19 protein-coding genes and 1 pseudogene are annotated in these 15,782 nt (G+C 60.5%); 10 read left to right on the forward strand and 10 right to left on the reverse strand.

Annotation, left to right across the window (positions count from 1 at the left end):
- The first annotated feature begins 88 nt into the window (after nt 1-88).
- The 7 genes from BLP23_RS01215 (at nt 89) to BLP23_RS01245 (ending at nt 4,733) form a co-directional block, all read left to right on the forward strand.
- Nucleotides 89-346: a hypothetical protein gene (locus tag BLP23_RS01215; protein ID WP_027507415.1), complete on the forward strand. Its 258-nt coding sequence runs from the start codon at nt 89-91 to the stop codon at nt 344-346.
- Nucleotides 347-358: 12 nt separating this feature from the next.
- Nucleotides 359-1,108, forward strand: coding sequence for a hypothetical protein (locus tag BLP23_RS01220; RefSeq protein WP_092583198.1), 750 nt, complete (start codon nt 359-361; stop codon nt 1,106-1,108).
- Between the two features lie 79 nt (nt 1,109-1,187).
- A complete protein-coding gene (gene ygfZ / locus BLP23_RS01225; RefSeq protein WP_092583199.1) occupies nt 1,188-2,027 on the forward strand; it encodes a CAF17-like 4Fe-4S cluster assembly/insertion protein YgfZ in 840 nt (279 codons plus the stop codon).
- A 26-nt stretch (nt 2,028-2,053) separates the two neighbouring features.
- Nucleotides 2,054-2,629 (forward strand): HD domain-containing protein, encoded by a 576-nt coding sequence (locus tag BLP23_RS01230; RefSeq protein ID WP_051154457.1) that lies wholly within the window; start codon nt 2,054-2,056, stop codon nt 2,627-2,629.
- Complete coding sequence (locus BLP23_RS01235; RefSeq protein ID WP_092583200.1) at nt 2,626-3,156, forward strand: tyrosine phosphatase family protein; 531 nt, start codon at nt 2,626-2,628, stop codon at nt 3,154-3,156. The genes BLP23_RS01230 and BLP23_RS01235 overlap by 4 nt, the downstream gene beginning before the upstream one ends.
- A 32-nt stretch (nt 3,157-3,188) precedes the next feature.
- Nucleotides 3,189-4,091 carry a mechanosensitive ion channel family protein gene (locus BLP23_RS01240; protein WP_092583201.1) on the forward strand — a complete coding sequence of 301 codons (903 nt, stop codon included), beginning with the start codon at nt 3,189-3,191 and terminating at the stop codon, nt 4,089-4,091.
- A gap of 66 nt (nt 4,092-4,157) precedes the next feature.
- Nucleotides 4,158-4,733, forward strand: a complete 576-nt coding sequence (locus BLP23_RS01245; RefSeq protein ID WP_092583202.1) for a hypothetical protein — start codon at nt 4,158-4,160, stop codon at nt 4,731-4,733.
- A 21-nt stretch (nt 4,734-4,754) separates the two neighbouring features.
- Here the strand turns inward: BLP23_RS01245 and BLP23_RS01250 are convergent, their stop codons facing one another.
- Together BLP23_RS01250 and BLP23_RS01255 are read right to left on the reverse strand one after the other, a co-directional pair.
- Complete coding sequence (locus BLP23_RS01250) at nt 4,755-5,270, reverse strand: superoxide dismutase family protein (protein WP_092584213.1); 516 nt, start codon at nt 5,268-5,270, stop codon at nt 4,755-4,757.
- A 129-nt stretch (nt 5,271-5,399) separates the two neighbouring features.
- Nucleotides 5,400-5,729, reverse strand: coding sequence for a hypothetical protein (locus tag BLP23_RS01255; protein WP_092583203.1), 330 nt, complete (start codon nt 5,727-5,729; stop codon nt 5,400-5,402).
- 436 nt (nt 5,730-6,165) lie between these two features.
- On the opposite strand from BLP23_RS01255, the gene BLP23_RS01260 reads away from it, so the two are divergent.
- From BLP23_RS01260 to BLP23_RS01270, 3 genes are all read left to right on the forward strand, one after another.
- Nucleotides 6,166-7,959: an EAL domain-containing protein gene (locus BLP23_RS01260; protein WP_092583204.1), complete on the forward strand. Its 1,794-nt coding sequence runs from the start codon at nt 6,166-6,168 to the stop codon at nt 7,957-7,959.
- Nucleotides 7,960-8,030: 71 nt separating this feature from the next.
- Nucleotides 8,031-8,675 carry an HD domain-containing protein gene (locus BLP23_RS01265; RefSeq protein ID WP_092584214.1) on the forward strand — a complete coding sequence of 215 codons (645 nt, stop codon included), beginning with the start codon at nt 8,031-8,033 and terminating at the stop codon, nt 8,673-8,675.
- Between the two features lie 9 nt (nt 8,676-8,684).
- The gene (locus BLP23_RS01270) at nt 8,685-9,542 is read left to right on the forward strand and encodes an MOSC domain-containing protein (protein WP_092583205.1); all 858 of its coding nucleotides are present in this window, start codon (nt 8,685-8,687) and stop codon (nt 9,540-9,542) included.
- Here the strand turns inward: BLP23_RS01270 and BLP23_RS01275 are convergent.
- The 8 genes and pseudogenes from BLP23_RS01275 to BLP23_RS01310 form a co-directional block, all read right to left on the reverse strand.
- Nucleotides 9,539-10,534 carry an aldo/keto reductase gene (locus BLP23_RS01275; protein WP_092583206.1) on the reverse strand — a complete coding sequence of 332 codons (996 nt, stop codon included), beginning with the start codon at nt 10,532-10,534 and terminating at the stop codon, nt 9,539-9,541. The two genes, BLP23_RS01270 and BLP23_RS01275, sit on opposite strands and share 4 nt — an antisense overlap.
- Before the next feature lie 97 nt (nt 10,535-10,631).
- On the reverse strand, nt 10,632-11,405 hold the full coding sequence (recO, locus tag BLP23_RS01280) for a DNA repair protein RecO (protein ID WP_092583207.1): 774 nt from the start codon (nt 11,403-11,405) through the stop codon (nt 10,632-10,634).
- A gap of 54 nt (nt 11,406-11,459) precedes the next feature.
- Nucleotides 11,460-11,885 (reverse strand): annotated as a pseudogene (locus tag BLP23_RS01285) (hypothetical protein); the annotation flags it as partial.
- 238 nt (nt 11,886-12,123) lie between these two features.
- Complete coding sequence (gene era / locus BLP23_RS01290; protein ID WP_092583209.1) at nt 12,124-13,065, reverse strand: GTPase Era; 942 nt, start codon at nt 13,063-13,065, stop codon at nt 12,124-12,126.
- A 7-nt stretch (nt 13,066-13,072) separates the two neighbouring features.
- Nucleotides 13,073-13,792 (reverse strand): ribonuclease III, encoded by a 720-nt coding sequence (gene rnc / locus BLP23_RS01295; protein WP_022714641.1) that lies wholly within the window; start codon nt 13,790-13,792, stop codon nt 13,073-13,075.
- The gene (gene lepB / locus BLP23_RS01300; protein WP_092584215.1) at nt 13,789-14,532 is read right to left on the reverse strand and encodes a signal peptidase I; all 744 of its coding nucleotides are present in this window, start codon (nt 14,530-14,532) and stop codon (nt 13,789-13,791) included. Before lepB ends, rnc begins: the two co-directional genes overlap by 4 nt.
- A gap of 114 nt (nt 14,533-14,646) precedes the next feature.
- On the reverse strand, nt 14,647-15,051 hold the full coding sequence (gene acpS, locus BLP23_RS01305; protein WP_092583210.1) for a holo-ACP synthase: 405 nt from the start codon (nt 15,049-15,051) through the stop codon (nt 14,647-14,649).
- A gap of 25 nt (nt 15,052-15,076) precedes the next feature.
- A complete protein-coding gene (locus BLP23_RS01310; protein WP_092583211.1) occupies nt 15,077-15,667 on the reverse strand; it encodes a DUF2062 domain-containing protein in 591 nt (196 codons plus the stop codon).
- Between the last annotated feature and the right edge of the window lie 115 nt (nt 15,668-15,782).

The raw sequence follows: 15,782 nt of genomic DNA on the forward strand, positions 1-15,782 counted from the left end.
CTGTTTTCACTCGCGCACGTGTCGTTTTGGGAAAAGGCTGATAGAGTTGTTAACCAGGCAGTAAGGCATGCAATTTGAGGAAGAGATGATGGAACCAAGCCTCAATGACATCGACGACATGATCGTCCACGAAAAGATGCAGGCGGCTCTGGAGTACCACAACGAAGCCTGGGCCGACGGTATGGCTGACGGTATCGAGCCAGAGATCATTGCCGACACGGCAATCGTTCAAGCGCTGCGCGAAACGATCCGCCGCCATGGCGAAAAGGGTGCAGAGGCGCTGCTTGATTCGTTGCGCGAACGTATGCTGGGTGGCGAATTTTCTCCGAACCGCACCCTGCAATAACAGAGAGTCCTCATGCGTACCGGTAAGGACACCGAACCGCGGCTTCCGATCGCGCCGCTCCTGCTCGCTGTTTGTCTCAGCGCCGGCATTCTGGCGGCTCCTTCGGCAAATGCTCTTTCTGAACTCCAGAAGATTCCGGCCCAAGCCGATCCGCAGGCGGCCGATCAGAAAAATTCCGGACAGTCCCAGGCACCGTCTTCAACGTCTCCGGGCGTGCCGATGCCAGATCCCCTCGTCAGCAAGGACAGTAGCCAAGGCAGCGACACGACGCCCGGCGCGAGTGACGATTCGAAGCCTGTCGAAGTAATCTACGATATCAGCAAGGTGCCGGAACCGGTGCGCCGCATGCGCGAGCAGATCGTAGAAGCCGCAGCATCCGGCGACCTGGAGCGCTTGCGGCCGCTCTTCGGCACCGGTGCCGAACAGACGCAAGTGTCAGTGGGCGAACCGACGGACGACCCGATCGGCACGCTGAAAGACCTATCGGGTGACCCGGACGGCGACGAGATCCTTGCAATCATGCTCGACGTGATCTCGACCGGTTTCGTGCATGTCGGCGCAGGCACGCCGGAAGAGATGTATGTCTGGCCTTATTTCGCCGAGAAAGATTTGAAGGCTCTGACCCCGCCGGAACGCGTGGAACTGTTGCGCATCGTCACTGCGGGCGACCTTTCCGACATGCAGGAATTCGGCGGCTACAATTTCTACCGTCTCGGCATTACGCCCGCCGGCAAATGGAAGTTCTTCACGGCCGGCGACTGAGCTTGGCCTTTCAACCCCGCTTGCAGCCAGCGCATCGAAGACTTACTTCTGAGCGATAACGAACGCGACAGGTTCCACCATGCCAGCCGTCTTTCTGAAGAATCGCGCGCTTATCCGCGTCAGCGGGGCCGACGCCGAAGCTTTTCTGCACAATCTCATTACCACCGACATCGTCTCGCTTTCGGCAAGCGAAGCGCGGCCGGGCGCGCTGCTGACGCCGCAGGGCAAGATCCTGTTCGACTTCATGATCTGGCGCGACGGTGCCGATTTCATCATCGAGACGGACGCCGGCCAGCGGGATGCGCTCTTGAAGCGGCTGGCCATGTACAAGCTGCACGCCGCTGTGACACTTGAACCGGTCGAAGAGCAAGGCGTTACCGTGTCCTGGGACGAAGAGGCCGCGGAAGGCGTGGCCGACAGTCGCTTTGCGAAGGCCGGGGGGGTGCTTCTCATCCGCCGTGGCAATCATGGCACGGCGGATCCCATGCTTTATGATGCCCTGCGCGCCGCGCATGGCATTGCGATTTCCGGTGCGGATTTCGCCCTCCAGGATGCGTTTCCGCATGACGTGCTGCTGGACCTGAACGGTGGTCTTTCCTTCAGGAAGGGATGCTATGTCGGTCAGGAGGTGGTATCCCGCATGCAACATCGCGGCACCGCGCGCCGGCGTGTCGTATCAGTCAGCGCCGATGCCGATCTGCCCGCGACGGGGACCGAGATCACCGCCGCCGGAAAGCCGGTCGGCGCTTTGGGCACCGTCGTCGGCAGCAATGGGCTTGCGATCGTTCGCATCGATCGCGTCGGCGAAGCCATCGCAAGCGGCATTCCGCTGCTGGCGGGAGAGACGACCGTTTCGCTAAGACTGCCGCCTTGGTCCGGCCTCAACTTCCCTGCGAGCGCCGACGAGGCGAGCGCGTGAGCAAGGAGCCGCGCGCATGGCAGCGCATGCTGTCTGGCCGACGCCTGGATCTGCTCGACCCCTCGCCGCTCGATGTTGAACTCACCGATATCGCCCACGGGCTCGCACGTGTGGCGCGTTGGAACGGCCAGACCTGCGGGAACCATGCCTTCTCCGTCGCCCAGCACTGCCTCGTCGTCGAGGACATCTTCCGGCGGTTCAACGATGCTACGCCGGACGATTGCATGATGGCGCTGCTGCACGATGCCCCGGAATATGTGATCGGCGACATGATCTCGCCGTTCAAGTCGGTCGTCGGCGGCGGCTATAAGGCAGTGGAGAAGCGTCTCGAGGCGGCGGTTCACTTGCGCTTCGGCCTGCCGCCGCACCCGTCACGGGAACTCAAGGACAAGATCAAGAAGGCCGATACGATCGCGGCCTATTTCGAGGCCACCTGCCTGGCCGGCTTCACGCCTGTCGAAGCCCGGAAATTCTTCGGCCAGCCGCGCGGCATCAGCAAGGACATGCTCTTGATCGAGCCGCTTCCGGCGCTGGAGGCACAGCGGCTCTTCTGCGAGCGCTTCGAGGCGATCGAGACGATGCGCAGGAGCGCGAAACCATGACGAGGATCGTCGTCTCGCCGCTTTTCCGGATCGCCGAAATGGCGGTTCGCCACGGCGCGCGGGAAATGATCAGCCTGATGGCAAAGGAACAGGCCTTCCACCGGCCCGGCGTGATTGCCGCCGACCGCCACCTGCTCCTGTACATGAACGACATCGCCTTCAAGGGAACGGGAAATCTGGTCGCACCTGAGGAGGCGCATGTGCGCCAGCTGATCGATTTTGCCGCCGCCTGGGATCAGCGCTCGCCCCTGCTGATCCATTGCTGGATGGGAGTCTCCCGCTCTCCCGCCGCAGCCCTGATCGCCGCGCTTTCGCTTGCGCCGGACCAGGACGAGATGGCGCTGGCAAAGCGCCTGCGCAGCGCCTCGCCCTATGCGACGCCCAATGCCCGCATCGTCGAGATCGGCGATGTGCTGCTCCAAAGAAAGGGCCGTCTGGTGGATGCCGTCCGCGCCATCGGACGCGGTGCTGATGCCGATGGAAATGCGCCTTTCGTGCTCTCGGTGACGACAGAATTTAGCGGTTGACGGTTCTGCCGTCTGCCCCATCTAGCTTTGGCATGGAGCAGGCAACGGACGTCATCGCGGCAACCCGCACCGCGCTCAACGAGGCAAGCGCGCTTGCCGTGCAATACTCTTTCTCGATCCTCGGAGCGATTATCCTTCTGATCGCCGGCTGGGTCATGGCGAGCTTCGTGAGCCGTTGGGCGTATGAAGGCATGTCGCGGGTGCGTGGCATCGACGAAACGCTGGCGCGTTTCTTCACGAATGTCTTGCGCTATGCTCTGCTGATCCTCGTTTTTGTCACGGTTCTTGCCCGATTCGGCGTTCAGACTGCGTCGATCATCGCTGCTCTTGGCGCTGCGGGCCTGGCGATTGGCCTGGCGTTGCAGGGAACGCTGCAGAATATCGCGGCGGGTATCATGCTGCTCATCCTACGCCCCTTCCGGGTCGGGGAATATATCGAGACGAGCAGCGTCTCGGGCACCGTTCGCGAGATCGGTCTCTTCGCCACGGAGTTCAAGACATTTGACGGGCTCTATCGGCTCGCTCCGAATTCGATCCTCTGGAACACGCCGATCACCAACTACAGCCGGGAACCGACGCGCCAGAACGAGTTGAAGATAAACCTCGCCTATGAAGACGATGCCGATGCCGCCATGGAGCGATTGCTCGGCTTTGCCAAGGCCGACCCGCGCATCCTGAAAACACCAGCGCCTGCCGTCTTCATCGACAGCATGAGCGGCGCAACGATCGGTCTCACGCTGCGCTATTGGGCCAGGACCGGGGACTGGTGGGGCGTGAGCCGCGACATGATCAAGCGTGCCAAGCTCGCCATCGATCAGGCCGGGCATCTCATTCCCCTATACGGCGCCGAAATACAGTCCGGGCCGGCAGCGGTCGCCGATGCCGAAATGATAGCCGAAGAGCCTGCAACGCCAGAACGAAAAGCTCGCCGGTAGGCAACCGGCACTCCGGCACGGAACGTTTTGACTCTCCATCGGTTACCCTCCCAAGGAGATTGACCGATGCGGCTACCGAACTACCGCGATACGTTTCTGCAGTGCCTGCTGACCCTGAAGGACCTTATGGGGCCGTCGGAGGAATATATTCGGTTTCGCTGGCAGGCGATCTATCTGACGCGCGGGCGCTTCTCCTATTTCTTCCGAGGCACGCTCGACGGTCAGCTCAGCGGCTTTTCCGGTCAGCAGATCGATCTGACAAACGGCGAAATCACCATCATTCCTGCCCGCTCCGCCGCTCTTTACGGGGCGACCTTCGGGCTTAACGAGGCGATTACGGCCTATAGTGGGCCGGCAAAGTCGGTCATCGACGTCGCGCATGCCTTCAACGAGGCAAGCGATATGAGCTATCATCCGGAATTCTTCTATGTCCGGATGGACCTGCTTCACAGCGCCAATGACAGCCGGATGGGCTTTACGCTCGATCCGCGCCTCAGGGAAAATACCAATCTCATCTTTGTCGGCATTGAAGATCAGGCGACGGCGGATTTGCTGGAGGAAAGCGATATCGCCCGATGGGTCGCGCAGGAAAAGCCGATGGCTTCGACGGACTGGTACGCCGAGCGCTTCTACTACAGTTGAGAAGACGGCGCGCCTGACCCTTCATTCGATAACGCCGCAAGCGAGCCTTGCACCTGCATCACCCGCCGGCTGACTGCGATAGTCATCCGAATTTGCGTGAATCATCAACGCGCGGCCGCGAACGCCGTCCTCCTTGCCGTCAAGCGTGGCCATGCTGTTGAAGACCTGGGCGCGCAGGACGCCGTGTTGGTCGACAAATTGGTTCGGCATATCGCCGGCATGCGGACCCTTGGCTGTCAGGATGCCGTGCTCGGCCTCCGTCGGATTGAAATGCTTGCCTGCCGATTCATGATGGGTGGCCGGGTCGCATTTGCCGACTTCGTGGATATGGAACCCCACCCATCGGTTTGACGGAAGCCCGGAGACCTCGAGCTCGATCAATACGCCGCCGCTGGCCGCAGCCGTCAGCGTCGCACGGCCGTTCTCCTTGCCGTCCTCGCCGACAAAATTTGCAACCGCTGTCTGCTTATCCTGCGCAAATGCCATCGAAGCCGTTGCGGCAACGGCGAGTGCTGCGATTGTGACTATCCTTGCCATCCGGATTCCTTCCATTTTTGAGAGCTTATTGTTCCCAACGCCTCATCCGGGAAGGTGTTCCTGCTGCAGATCAGGCAAAAGAAAAGCCGGCCATTCGAGGCCGGCTTCAGCGCTTGCTGCAAGTCAAGCTCAGGACGCGATACCGAGATCGTACTGGCCGTATGTATTGCGATAGAGCTCGGAGGCATAGTCGCTCTCGACTGCCGTATCCTGGGAATTCGACGCAACGCTCGCAGCGCCGCTATCGCCAAGTTCGATCATCAGCGCGAGAACATTGTCGCCAGCGGTGGAGCGGGGCTGGCGTCCCGGATCGTCTTCACTGAACCGCTTGAGAATGCCGGGCTTTTCATCAGCTGCACGCTCCCCGCGGCTCAATACGCCGTCACCATTCGCGTCCAGCCGCGAAAGGGTCGCCAAATAGGCATAAGACGTTTCTGAAACAGATGAAACATGAGTCATACAAACCTCCGTTCACCGCCTTTTTTCCGGTGATGTCTGTACGCAATACGATGGGGGAAAATCAAAACTGACTCGGTGGATAGACTGATTTGCGAGTCGGGTCAATAAGCTGTTAACTTCTCATTAATCAAGGTTGACAAAGCTTTTACACGAAGCTTACCGCCTTGCATCCTACGCGTGCACGTGGCATAGCTGGAAATATACGGTTTCTTATATACTTCGCAGGCAACCGATTGTTAATTCGGCCAACAGATAATGATTGCAACGGGTTGCCGCAGCAGAACCGGTCGTTTCCGGTATTGTTTAAATCGAATATTTCAAAGATTTTCAGAAAGGCCTTTGCATGCCCGGTGCGAAGCGCGGCGTTTCCTGCTCGGATTTGAGCTATGGGATCGGCGTTGATTCGCAGCGACCTGCATGCAGGATAATTGCCCTCATGGATGCTGAAACGCTCTTTTGGCAGCAATGCACCCAAGCCGTAAACAACGACGGTTCAGTCGACGCGATGCGCCTCGTGGCGCTGGTCATCGAGACCTATCGAAGCCACGGCCGCAACCATGCCCTTTTCGCCCTCGTGCTCGATAACCTGCCGCTCGGTCTCAGCGTCTTCGATTCGGCACAGCGCCTGATCCTCTGCAACGACCGGTTCCGCCAGCTCTTCGGTTTTTTCGCCGATCAGGCAGTCCCTGGAGTTTCTGTGCGGGCTCTCAGCGCCAGGATCCCCGGAAAAGAGAGGAAGACGGTTCGATCCCCTTGCCGCTCCAAACAGGCGTCTGCAATGCCGCCCGGCCAAGGTAAAATTCGCCGGCGCGAATGGCTGATGGACGACGGCCGCGTAATCGTCAGTGTTGTGACCGTCTTACCGGATGGCAGCAATATCGCGATCCATTCCGACGTCACCGAGGAGCGCAAGGCCGCCGAGCGGATCGCACACCTCGCGCATCACGATCCGCTGACCGGTCTGCCGAACCGCATCCGTTTCCGCGAGCAGGTCGATGCCGCCCTTTCCGAGCGCGCTCCGGACGAGCAGATCGCGCTCGTGCACCTGAACCTCGACCGCTTCAAATCGATCAACGATACGATGGGCGTTTCGACCGGCGACACCATCCTTCGCCAGGTTGCAGAACGCATCCGTGCGTCAGCTAGCGGCGAGAACATGCTGGCCCGCCTCGGCTCCGATGAATTCGCGATTCTTCAACGTGGACGGCAGCAGCCGTGGAATGTCACGGCGCTTGCCGACCAGATCCGCCGCGAGCTTTCCGAGCCCTTCTTTCGCGGCGACAAGCAGATCGAGCTCAGCGTCTCGATGGGAATTGCACTCGCGCCAGAAGACGGTGCCGAGACCGACGTATTGCTCCGCAATGCCGGTGTCGCGCTCTCGCAGGCCAAGGCGGACGGACGCAAGCACGAGCGCTTCTTCACGAGCGAGATGGCATCCCGCATCCAGGCCCGCCACGCGCTCGAAGCCGACCTTCGGCTGGCATTGCACAGCGACGAATTCGAACTGCATTACCAGCCGCTCTACGACCTGCGTCAGCAGCGCATTTGCGGTTTCGAGGCCCTCGTACGCTGGAACCATCCAACACGCGGCCGCGTGCCGCCGATGGAGTTCATCCCACTTGCCGAAGAGGTCGGGCTGGTCGTCGATATCGGGCGGTGGGTCCTGAGAAAGGCGTGCAGCGAGGCGGCTTGCTGGCCGCAACACATCAAGATCGCCGTCAACGTCTCGGCGATCCAGTTCACCAGCAGCGATCTGCTGGCCGATGTCGATGAGGCGATTGCGGAGGCTGCGATATCCCCGGCGCGTCTGGAACTGGAGATCACCGAAAGCGTGCTGATGGAAAATCTCGACGATACGCTGCCGATCCTTCATGCCCTGAAGGAGCGCGGCATCCGGATTTCCATGGATGATTTCGGCACCGGTTATTCGTCGCTCAGCTACCTGAGCAGCTTTCCCTTCGACAAGATCAAGATCGACAAATCATTCGTCTGCGGAATCGCCGAAAACAAGGAAGCCTATGCCATCATGCACGCGATCATCCTGCTCGGCGATGCGCTCGGCATGCGCGTCACCGTCGAGGGCGTCGAGACGGCCGAACAGAAGAGCCTGCTCGAAAGAGAGGAATGCGACGAGATTCAAGGCTACTACATCAGCCCGCCGAGACCTGCCCCGGACGTCGCGCGGCTGCTTTCAGCATCATGCTCGGGATCCATGACGAAGGCGAGCTGAGAGCTTCATTGCGACTCGTGTCCGGAAGCTTTATGCGAAACCCCCAGCACTCCAAAAATCCGGTGACAGGCATGTTCGAAGCCAAGGCCTTTTCTCCCTTTGAAAGTCTCGCGGCCAAACTCACTCCCTACGCCACGGAAGGCGATGACGGGTCGCATGACCTTGCCCATATCCTTCGCGTCTTCCGCAATGCGATGCGGATACACGCAACAGAGGGCGGAAACGGTCGGATCCTAGCCGCCGCCGTGCTGCTCCATGACTGCGTCGCGGTCGAAAAGAGCTCACCGTTGCGCTCCAAAGCTTCGGCACTCGCGGCAGAGAAGGCATCCGGCATTCTGAAGAAACTGGGCTGGGCGGCAGATGAGATCGCGGCCGTTGCGCATGCGATCACCACCCACAGCTTTTCTGCCAACATCACTCCGGAAACCCTGGAAGCGCGAATATTGCAAGATGCCGACCGCCTCGACGCAATCGGCATGGTGGGAGCGGCGCGCTGTTTCTATATCGGCGGCCGCATGGCGTCGGGCCTTTATGATCCATTCGATCCGGCTGCCGAACGCCGTCCCCTCGACGACCGGCGCTATGCCATTGACCATTTCCAGACAAAGCTGTTCAAACTTGCCGAGGGATTTCAGACGGTGGCGGGTCGCGCCCTTGCCGCCGAACGCGACAAGCGTCTGCGCGACTTCCTCACGGCATTTATGGACGAGATTTAGGAGAACGAAATGCACGTCAGCGATCTTTTTATCTATCCGCTCAAGAGCGCACGTGCCATCGCCATCCCTTTCTCGGCGGTAGACGCCTTCGGCCTTCCCGGCGACCGGCGCGCGATGGTGACTGATCCTGACGGCCATTTCATCACGCAACGCGAATTGCCGGCTCTCGCCAGAATCGAAGTCCGGCCCGAGCCGGAGGCTTTCCGGCTGGTGATGACGGGGAAGCCGGATATCGCCGTCGCGCCGCCGCAGCCGGACCGCCGCATGGATGTCGTCGTCTGGAAATCCCTTGTGAATGCCGCAGTTGCCGACGACGAAAGCAATGCTCGGATTTCCGAATGGCTCGGACGGGACGTCAAGCTGGTCTTCTTCGATAGCCAGGCGCAGCGCATCGCCAATCCCGAATGGGCAGGCGGCGAAACTCCCATGACATTCGCGGACGGCTATCAGATCCTGGTGACAACGACCGGCTCGCTGAAAGCGCTCAACGCCAACCTCGCCTCGCATGCGGAGGGCCGAGTCGGCATGGAGCGATTCCGGCCGAACATCGTTATCGATACGGACGAAGCCTGGCCGGAGGACCGCTGGGCGGCAATCGAGATCGGCGGCATCCGATTCGATCTCGTGAAACCCTGCGCGCGCTGCATCATGACGACGCAGGATCAAATGACGGGCTCGCGCGAGGTGGCAAACCCGATGCCCGCCATGGGCCGCATCCGCATGTCGGCAGACCTCCGCGTGCGCGGCGCGATTTTCGGCTGGAATGCCGTACCGCGCGGCACCGGCCGGATCGCCATCGGCGATGCCGTCACCATCATCGAGGAACGGCCGGAAGGCTGGGCGTTCAAGTTGCGGGCGACGGGTTAACGGCCGGCTAGCGCCGCATCGATCCGTGCCATCACATCCCGTGGCAGCGGTCCCTTTTTCAAAGCGCCTGCGTTTTCCTCAACCTGGGCGACTGTGCGGAAACCGGGAATGGGCAGCGTGCGAGGCGAGCGTGCCCATAACCACGCAAGAGCACCTTGTGTCAGCGTGCGGCCGCCGGTGGTCAGCAGGTCGCGAACGGCTTCCAGGCGGGTTGCGAATTCCGGCGCGATGCGCCCATCCTTGAAGTAAACCATCCAGTCGAGACTCGTAGCGCGGACATCCTTGGCGCCGACTGTCTTCTCCGGCGTGAACTTGCCGCTCAAAAGCCCCATCGCCAGCGGTCCGCGGTTGATCGACAGCAGGCCATTCTTCTCGATTACATCGACCATGGCCGGCACCGGCTCGAAGACATTCATCGTGTGCTGTATGGATACGAAGCCACTGCAACCTGCGTGGCGGGCGGCTCGATCGGGGAAGTCCGTGCTCCAACCGAAGGCGTCGATCTTACCCTGTGCCTTAAGTGCCTCGAGTACATCGAAAACTTCGTCCGACGCTTCCAGCGGGAAATCGTTCAGGTGGAACTGCAGGAGATCGAGCCGCTCGCGCTTGAGCCGGCGCAGCGACGTTTCCACCGATTGGCGGATGAAGGCCGGATCGGCAAAGGCGCCCGTTGCCTGTTTTGTCTTCTCGTCGGTGGCAAAGCCGAATTTCGTGGCAATAACGATATCGTCGCGATTGCCGATCGCGCGGCCAACGACTTCTTCCGAATGCCCGGCGCCATAGTTCGAAGCCGTGTCGAAAAAGCGGATGCCGAGATCGACGGCGCGATGAATGGCCTCGATCGACTCATCATCGTCGACCTCCCCCCAGCCGAGTGGCACGTCGCCTGCGAAGAACGGCCCGCCGATCGCCCAGCAGCCCATGCCGAGCCTCGGGATTTCGCGGCCATTCCAGAGTGTGATCGTTGTCGCATTATCTGTTTTAGTCAGCATGAAAGTCCTCCAAGCAACATGAGCAGACATAGGGAGGACGCCGGAACGGATAAACCTCCAATTCCGCAGCATGCTTTTCAGCAGTGAAAAACAACCCTCAGGCCGAGAGCTCATCCGGCGCTGCAGGAATGGCCCTGAGAGACGAATTGAGTGCCTTTAGTGCTGCCTGAATGAAGCCGTCGCGGGCTGCAGTCGCTTCGATACCGCGCGGCTCATAGACGTGGCGATTGAGGAAAAAGCCCGTCAGGCGAAAGGCCGCGCTCAGACTGTCGAAGTCTGCGGCATCATTGCCGTCGGCACGTAGAAAGCCCGGAAGCACAAACATCTTGTCCGCCCAAGGGGCACCGGCTGACCGGCTGACCGCCCGGCCGGATTTCGGCGAGACATAGGCAAGATCGGTCCGCGCGCCGGTTGCGGCGCATTCGGCAAGGTCAAGGCCGAAGCCAAGGTCGTTAAGGACGGCGAGCTCGAAGCGGACGAAGAGTTCACCGGCATCCGCCGGATTGTGGAGATTGTCGAGGATGACCTCGAGCGCATCGTAAAGATGCGGATGCGGGTCGCGCTCCGGCAAAAGCCGCAAAAGAGCGCCCATCGCCTGCACCCCATAGACGGCGGTGGCTGTTTCCATGAGCTGTGCTGCGCGCAGCCGCAGCGGCTCGACACGGAATTCGCCGAGATGCTCGTCGAGGCGCGCGCGCCAGATGACATCCACCTCGTTGCCGGGCTGCAGCACCGGCTGCATCGCACGCGAACGGCCGGAACGCACCAGGCCGAGATGCCGGCCGCGGGCACGCGTCATCACCTCGGCAATGACGCTGGTCTCGCCGTGGCGTTTGACGCCAAGAATGATTGCATGATCCTGCCACTGCATGGCGAACGAACCTCAAGCTTGCGGAATTGATCCTAAAGCAAGCGCAGCCTCATGTCATGAAGCCGGGTCCAATTCGGCACTCGGAAAAAGCTTCTCGAGGAATTCGCGCATCGCACCTTCGTCGAAGGGTTTTACGAGAAGCGGCACATCCTGGAGATCCGGCGGGAAGTCTCGCGTATCGGAATAGCCGCTAACGAAGCCGAAAGGGATGCCCGTGTCATTCAAATGCCGGGCAAAGCCGAAGCTCATCGCCTCGCCGAGATTGACATCGAGCAGCGCGAAATCATAGCTTTCCGATTTCACCGCATCCATCGCCTGATCGAGGCCACTTGCGATATCGATGGCCTCCACGCCGACGGCGCGAAGCATATCTTCCGCCTCCATCGCGATGATGAGACTATCTTCAAGGACCAGAACACGGCTTGCGTTCATGATCTCCGCGCCCTTCGCTGAACGCCGTTTACGGCGCACACCGCCTGCTTAACCCGCATCTCTACCTCTGGTACCCCCTTATGCCCGTTCCCGGGCTATAAGCCATGCGACCTGAGTGAGCCGCTTTTCCGATTCTGTCGATAAGAAGCAAAATCGGAGGAAAAGTGGCATCACCGACCTTATTTTCTGTTTGACCGATTTGCATTCAAAAAAGACATGGCGGCCGAAATTTTATGGGCGGCCGCCTGGATTCGCCAAGCCATTCCAGCCGCTCTTTTTCAATCGGTCAACGCGGAAAGTCGAGCCCCATTTCCCGGAACCGCTCCGGGTCATCGCCCCAGTTCTCGCGAACCTTGACGAAGAGGAACAGGTGCACCGGCTGTTCAAGGATTTCGGCGAGTTCCTTTCGGGATGCCGAGGAGATCGCCTTGATCGTCTCGCCACCCTTGCCAAGGGTGATCTTCTTCTGGCTGTCGCGCTCGACGTAGATCACCTGCTCGATACGGACCGAGCCGTCCTTGCGCTCTTCCCACTTTTCCGTTTCGACGTGGGACGAATAGGGAAGCTCCTGGTGCAGACGCAGGAAGAGCTTTTCGCGGGTGATCTCGGCGGCGAGCTGGCGCATCGGCAGATCAGAAATCTGATCTTCCGGATAGTACCATGGGCCCTCGGGCAGGGTCCTCGCCAGATAATCCATGACGTCGTCGCAGCCGGAGCCGTTCTCCGCCGAGATCATGAAGGTCTGCTCGAAGGCGATCTTCTCGTTCGCGGCAGCGGCCAGTGCCAGCAAGTCTTCTCGCTTGACGCGGTCGATCTTGTTGAGCAGGAGTATCTTCGGCTGCCGCACCTCCTTGAGCCCTTCCAGGATCGCCTCCGCGTCGCCGCGCAGGCCGCGCTCGCTGTCAATCAGGAGCACAATGAGATCGGCATCCTTGGCCCCGCCCCAGGCCGACGTGACCATGGCGCGGTCCAGTCTGCGGCGCGGCTTGAAGATGCCGGGTGTATCCATGAAGACGATCTGCGCATTGCCATGGATCGCGATGCCGCGGACAATGGCGCGCGTCGTCTGCACCTTGTGGCTGACGATCGACACCTTGGCACCGACAAGGCGGTTTACCAAGGTCGATTTTCCGGCATTGGTCGGGCCGATTAGCGCGACGAAGCCGGAATGCGTTTCGCCATTGGTTTCAGCGGCGACTTCATGCGCCATATCGTTTTCTTCCGTCATTGTCCTGTCAATTTCCGGCAGAGGCTTGCTGCCAAATGCCTTCGCGTTCCAGCATCTTTGCTGCGGCGACCTGTTCGGCCGCACGCTTCGAGCGCTCAACGCCCGTTTCCGGCTTCACGCCGACGACTTCCACCGTCACCGTGAAGCGGGGATCATGATCCGGCCCGGTGCGTTCTTCAACCCGATATTGCGGCGTGACGCCGAATTTCGCATGCGCCCATTCCTGCAATTCGGTCTTGGCGTCGCGCTTTGCTCCGTCGGCGCGGGTCGCCCGCTTTTCCCAGTATTTCAGGATGAAGCGGCGGGCGACTTCAAGACCGCCGTCGAGATAGAGTGCCGCGATCAGGCTTTCGACTACATCGGCACGCACGTTCATCATGCGCTTGCCGGTGAGCTTCTTGACGTCGGCGCCTGTGCGGACAAAGAGGTGCAGACCCAGTTCGTCGGCCACTTCCGCGCAGGTCTCGGCGCTGACCAGCTGGTTCAGGCGCACCGACAGCTCGCCCTCCCCAGCCGTCCCGAAAGTGCGAAAAAGCAGTTCAGCGATGCAGAGGCCAAGCACACGGTCGCCCAGGAACTCCAGACGTTCGTAATTGGCGCCCTTCTGCGTGCGGGCGCTCGCATGCGTCAAAGCCCGGTCCAGGCGCTCCTTCCCGGCGAACTCGTGGCCGATCAAGGCTTCAAGCCTCGTCCGGTCCGCCGCCGAAAGCGTCTGAACTTTGCTCATTCAACAACCTTGAAGAGGCGGTCCCACCGCATGTTGGTCGGCCATTTCCAGATTTCGCGGAACGACGTGTCGTTGCCGAGCGAGAAGAAGATGACGCTGGCGCGGCCGACGAGGTTTTCCGCCGGAACGAAGCCGACGTCGAACCGGCTGTCGAGAGAATTGTCCCGGTTGTCGCCCATCATGAAGTAATGGCCCTCGGGCACGACGAAATCCTGGGTGTTGTCGCCGCGCGAAACGGGCGACTGGTCCAGCGTATCGTAGGTCTTGCCATTGTCGAGCGTTTCGCGGAACACCGGCACGTCTTCGCCCGGATCGAGTTTGTAATCCGAGGTAAAGGCGCCGTCCGCCACCTTCGGAACCGGCTTGCCATTGATATGGAGCACGCCATCCGTCACCTGGATATGGTCGCCCGGCAGGCCGACGACGCGCTTGATGTAGTCGATGTCCGGGTTCGGCGGAAAGCGGAAGACGACGATATCGCCGCGGGTCGGCTCGGAGCCGAAGATGCGGCCGGCGAAAAGGTTCGGCGAAAAAGGCAGCGAGTATTTCGAATAGCCGTAAGCGAACTTGTTGACGAAGATGTAGTCGCCGACGAGCAGCGTCGGCATCATCGAACCGGATGGAATCGTGAACGGCTGGAAGAAGACCGTCCGGATCACCATCGCCAGCAACAATGCCTGAATAATGACTTTAATATTTTCCCAAAGGGCGTTCGGCTTAGTATCGGCTTTTTCGGACACGCAGTCTTGTTCCTTAAAGGCGCCGCAGCGGCGCATTCTCTGTTTGCTTCTCTCTAGCGGCTTCGGCGGGTGGCGGCAATGCCGCGAACATTAAAAGCGACGACACGCCGCTCATCACGCGCTTTCCGGCAGGGCCTCAATGATCACGAATGCCTGAGCAAGCGGGTAGTCATCGGTTATCGTCAAATGCACCATCGCCTTGTGTCCGGCGGGCAGCATGGACTGAAGCACGACAGCGGCGCCGCCCGTCAGCTGCATCGTCGGCTTGCCGCTCGGCAGATTGACAACACCCAGGTCCTTCCAGAAAACGCCCTGCGCCATCCCCGTGCCAAGCGCCTTCGAACAGGCTTCCTTGGCGGCGAAACGCTTCGCATAGGATTCTGCGCGGTTGGCACGCCGGTCGGAGCGCGCCCGCTCGATCTCGGTGAAGCAACGGTGGGTGAAGCGCTCGCCGAAGCGCTCAAGCGACTTTTCGACACGGCGGATGTCGATCAGATCGCTGCCAATGCCGATGATCATGCGATACCTCTCTGTCGAAACATAATCATACAGTCGGAATATCCTGCGTGGGATTGGCAAGGTGAAGGCGCGCCCGCTGCATCAGCCTCTCGCGGCGGCGGACCTGAAAACCTTTCACGGTGTAGAACGTCAGAATATAAAGCACAACGGAGCTGATGGCGGCCGGAGGAATGGCGCCGATCAGCATGGGCTCCAGCACCGGCTTCCAGAGCTCGGTGAAACGGAGCTTGTGAAAAAGCTCCATCAGATCGACGGACTGCCCGGTCATCGCATTTTCGCGCATGAGCAGCAGATGACCGATTTCCCAGGTGACCGCCCAGATGAAGGGATATGTGAGGGGATTGCCGAAGGCCGCCGTGCCGAGCGCGGCAGCTACCATGTTTCCGGAGAGGAAATAGGCAAGCACGAAGGCCATGATGAAATGCACGCCAATGAACGGCGTCCAGGATACGAAGACGCCGGCTGCAACGCCCATTGCTACGGCGTGCGGCGAAGCCGTCAGGCGCAGGATGCGCATCTTCAGATAGCGCAGCGGACGCAGAAAGCCCTTGCGGGGCCAGAACAACTCTCGCGTCCTTTCACGAAATCCTGCAGGTTTTCTACGGCGAAACAGCATGGCGGCTATTTAGGGCAGCGCACGTGGCCATGACAAGAGCAGCCAAAAGTCTCGGGGGCTCGCGTCAGCCACCGTCGAAGCTCTTCACCGAAGGGCGCGCGTCATGCATGGCGCC

The organism is Rhizobium mongolense subsp. loessense, assembly GCF_900099775.1.
Classification (GTDB): domain Bacteria; phylum Pseudomonadota; class Alphaproteobacteria; order Rhizobiales; family Rhizobiaceae; genus Rhizobium; species Rhizobium loessense.

Bases quoted from the DNA above. Each gene is read 5' to 3' on its own strand.
- BLP23_RS01215 (WP_027507415.1), top strand. From the start codon at position 89: ATGGAACCAAGCCTCAATGACATCGACGACATGATCGTCCACGAAAAG.
- BLP23_RS01220 (WP_092583198.1), top strand. From the start codon at position 359: ATGCGTACCGGTAAGGACACCGAACCGCGGCTTCCGATCGCGCCGCTC.
- ygfZ (WP_092583199.1), top strand. From the start codon at position 1,188: ATGCCAGCCGTCTTTCTGAAGAATCGCGCGCTTATCCGCGTCAGCGGG.
- BLP23_RS01230 (WP_051154457.1), top strand. From the start codon at position 2,054: ATGCTGTCTGGCCGACGCCTGGATCTGCTCGACCCCTCGCCGCTCGAT.
- BLP23_RS01235 (WP_092583200.1), top strand. From the start codon at position 2,626: ATGACGAGGATCGTCGTCTCGCCGCTTTTCCGGATCGCCGAAATGGCG.
- BLP23_RS01240 (WP_092583201.1), top strand. From the start codon at position 3,189: ATGGAGCAGGCAACGGACGTCATCGCGGCAACCCGCACCGCGCTCAAC.
- BLP23_RS01245 (WP_092583202.1), top strand. From the start codon at position 4,158: ATGCGGCTACCGAACTACCGCGATACGTTTCTGCAGTGCCTGCTGACC.
- BLP23_RS01250 (WP_092584213.1), bottom strand. From the start codon at position 5,270: ATGGCAAGGATAGTCACAATCGCAGCACTCGCCGTTGCCGCAACGGCT.
- BLP23_RS01255 (WP_092583203.1), bottom strand. From the start codon at position 5,729: ATGACTCATGTTTCATCTGTTTCAGAAACGTCTTATGCCTATTTGGCG.
- BLP23_RS01260 (WP_092583204.1), top strand. From the start codon at position 6,166: ATGGATGCTGAAACGCTCTTTTGGCAGCAATGCACCCAAGCCGTAAAC.
- BLP23_RS01265 (WP_092584214.1), top strand. From the start codon at position 8,031: ATGTTCGAAGCCAAGGCCTTTTCTCCCTTTGAAAGTCTCGCGGCCAAA.
- BLP23_RS01270 (WP_092583205.1), top strand. From the start codon at position 8,685: ATGCACGTCAGCGATCTTTTTATCTATCCGCTCAAGAGCGCACGTGCC.
- BLP23_RS01275 (WP_092583206.1), bottom strand. From the start codon at position 10,534: ATGCTGACTAAAACAGATAATGCGACAACGATCACACTCTGGAATGGC.
- recO (WP_092583207.1), bottom strand. From the start codon at position 11,405: ATGCAGTGGCAGGATCATGCAATCATTCTTGGCGTCAAACGCCACGGC.
- era (WP_092583209.1), bottom strand. From the start codon at position 13,065: ATGACGGAAGAAAACGATATGGCGCATGAAGTCGCCGCTGAAACCAAT.
- rnc (WP_022714641.1), bottom strand. From the start codon at position 13,792: ATGAGCAAAGTTCAGACGCTTTCGGCGGCGGACCGGACGAGGCTTGAA.
- acpS (WP_092583210.1), bottom strand. From the start codon at position 15,051: ATGATCATCGGCATTGGCAGCGATCTGATCGACATCCGCCGTGTCGAA.
- BLP23_RS01310 (WP_092583211.1), bottom strand. From the start codon at position 15,667: ATGCTGTTTCGCCGTAGAAAACCTGCAGGATTTCGTGAAAGGACGCGA.